The organism is Actinoplanes sp. NPDC048791 (genome assembly GCF_040650095.1).
GTDB lineage: Bacteria > Actinomycetota > Actinomycetes > Mycobacteriales > Micromonosporaceae > Actinoplanes.
Genome location: NZ_JBEZGQ010001177.1, coordinates 1 through 2,380, shown reverse-complemented (window position 1 = coordinate 2,380; position 2,380 = coordinate 1). Strand labels below are relative to the sequence as shown.

The window sequence follows — 2,380 nt, the reverse complement described above, 5'->3', positions numbered from 1 at the left end:
CGCGGCCCGCCGCGCGCCGGTCACCGTGCGGGCCGCGAACGGCCAGCAGGTGCCCGGGCTGACCTCGGTGCAGGCGCACACGCAGGCGATGGCGGTGCTGCAGCAAGCGGTACGCGACAAAGCCCGCGTCTGGGTCGGTTACGTGGACTCGCACGGCGCGACGCTGTCGCGGCTGGTGCGGCCGGTGTCCCTGAGCGCGGGCTATCTGCGCGCCGAGGACGAACGCACGGAGACGTTGCACACCTTCGCACTGCACCGGATCACAGCCGCGGTCGTGGAGGACTGACGGCCGGGACCGCGCGCCCCCGTTGCCCTGCTCGCGCGCGACCCGCCCGCCGTCCGATGGTGCTTCTTGCTTAAACGCCCGGCCTCACCGAAGCGTTGCACATGGGATCAACCTTCTTCGCTGGGTAGAACCCCGTGTCACACTGGAGGGTCTTCTCTCGCTCGTCGAAGGGCACCTGGTGACCGGCGGACCATTGATCGTCCAGTCCGACAAGACTCTGCTGCTGGAAGTCGACCACCCGGACGCGCAGGCGTGCCGGATGGCGATCGCCCCGTTCGCGGAGCTGGAGCGCTCCCCCGAGCACGTGCACACCTACCGGCTGACACCGCTGGGCCTGTGGAACGCGCGCGCCGCCGGGCACGACGCCGAGAGCGTGGTCGACTCCCTGATCAAGTTCTCCCGCTATCCGGTGCCGCACGCGCTGCTGGTCGACGTGGCCGACACCATGGACCGCTACGGCCGGTTGCAGCTGATCAACGACCCGTCGCACGGGCTGGTCCTGCGCGGGCTGGACAAGATCGTGCTCGTCGAGGTGGCCAAGAGCAAGAAGCTGGCCGGCATGCTCGGCGCGCGGCTCGACGACGAGACGATCGCGGTGCACGCCTCGGAGCGGGGCCGGCTCAAGCAGGCGCTGCTCAAGCTGGGCTGGCCGGCCGAGGACCTGGCCGGTTACGTCGACGGCGAGGCGCACGAGATCGACCTGGCCCAGGACGGCTGGACTCTGCGGTCGTACCAGCAGGAAGCGGTGGACGGCTTCTGGGCCGGTGGTTCCGGCGTGGTCGTGCTGCCCTGTGGCGCCGGCAAGACGCTGGTCGGCGCGGCCGCGATGGCCACCGCCAAGGCGACCACGCTGATCCTGGTGACCAACACGGTCGCCGGCCGGCAGTGGAAGCGTGAGCTGGTCGCCCGTACGTCGCTGACCGAGGACGAGATCGGCGAGTACAGCGGCGAGCGCAAGGAGATCCGCCCGGTCACCATCGCGACGTACCAGGTGCTGACCTCGCGGCGCGGCGGCGCGTTCACCCACCTCGACCTGTTCGGCGCCCGCGACTGGGGCCTGGTCATCTACGACGAGGTGCACCTGCTGCCGGCGCCGATCTTCCGCTTCACCGCCGACCTGCAGGCCCGCCGCCGGCTCGGCCTGACCGCGACGCTGGTCCGCGAGGACGGCCGCGAGGGCGACGTGTTCTCGCTGATCGGCCCCAAGCGCTACGACGCGCCGTGGAAGGACATCGAGGCGCAGGGCTGGATCGCCCCGGCCGAGTGCACCGAGGTCCGGGTCACGCTGACCGACGCCGAGCGCATGACGTACGCGGTGACCGAGGCCGAGGAGCGCTACCGGGTGGCCGCGACCGCCCGCACCAAGCTCCCGGTGGTCCGCGCGCTGGTCGAGAAGCACCCGAACGAGCAGGTGCTGGTGATCGGCGGCTACATCGACCAGCTGCACCAGCTCGGCGAATACCTCGACGCCCCGATCGTGCAGGGCTCGACCACCAACAAGGAACGCGAGCGGCTGTTCGACGAGTTCCGCTCGGGCTCGCTGAAGACGCTGGTGATCTCCAAGGTCGGCAACTTCAGCATCGACCTGCCCGAGGCGGCCGTGGCGATCCAGGTCTCCGGCACGTTCGGCTCCCGGCAGGAGGAGGCTCAGCGCCTCGGCCGGGTGCTGCGCCCGAAGGCCGACGGCCGCCAGGCGCACTTCTACACGGTGGTGTCCCGCGACACGATCGACACGGAGTACGCCGCGCACCGCCAGCGCTTCCTGGCCGAGCAGGGCTACGCGTACACGATCGTGGACGCCGACGACGTGCTCGGCCCGCCGTTGCCGCAGGTCGACTGACCGGTCACTCGACGGTCGGCGGCACCGGAACGGTCGTCGGCGCCTCGGGCTCCGGCGGGGTCTCGGGGCCCGGCACCACGCTCACCGCGGGGGCGTCGACGGAGGCGCCCTGGGTCAGGAAGAAAGCCCCGGCCACGCAGCCGAGCAGGGCCATGACCACGGCGACGATCCCGGCCGCGACCACCAGCCGCAGCCCGCTGCCGTTGTCCTGCTGACGAGTCGGGGGCGGCGGCGCGAACGGCGGTCCGGCCGCC

The 2,380-nt window shown here is 71.5% G+C and carries 3 protein-coding genes; 2 read left to right on the top strand and 1 reads right to left on the bottom strand.

Annotation, left to right across the window (positions count from 1 at the left end):
• Positions 1-286, top strand: a 286-nt coding sequence (locus AB0C29_RS43965) for a WYL domain-containing protein (protein ID WP_360833681.1), incomplete at its 5' end; no start/stop codon positions are given.
• 178 nt (positions 287-464) lie between these two features.
• A complete protein-coding gene (locus tag AB0C29_RS43960; protein ID WP_360833679.1) occupies positions 465-2,126 on the top strand; it encodes a DNA repair helicase XPB in 1,662 nt (553 codons plus the stop codon).
• Positions 2,127-2,130: 4 nt separating this feature from the next.
• On the opposite strand, the gene AB0C29_RS43955 is transcribed toward AB0C29_RS43960, so the two are convergent.
• Positions 2,131-2,380, bottom strand: a 250-nt coding sequence (locus tag AB0C29_RS43955) for a hypothetical protein (RefSeq protein WP_360833677.1), incomplete at its 5' end; no start/stop codon positions are given.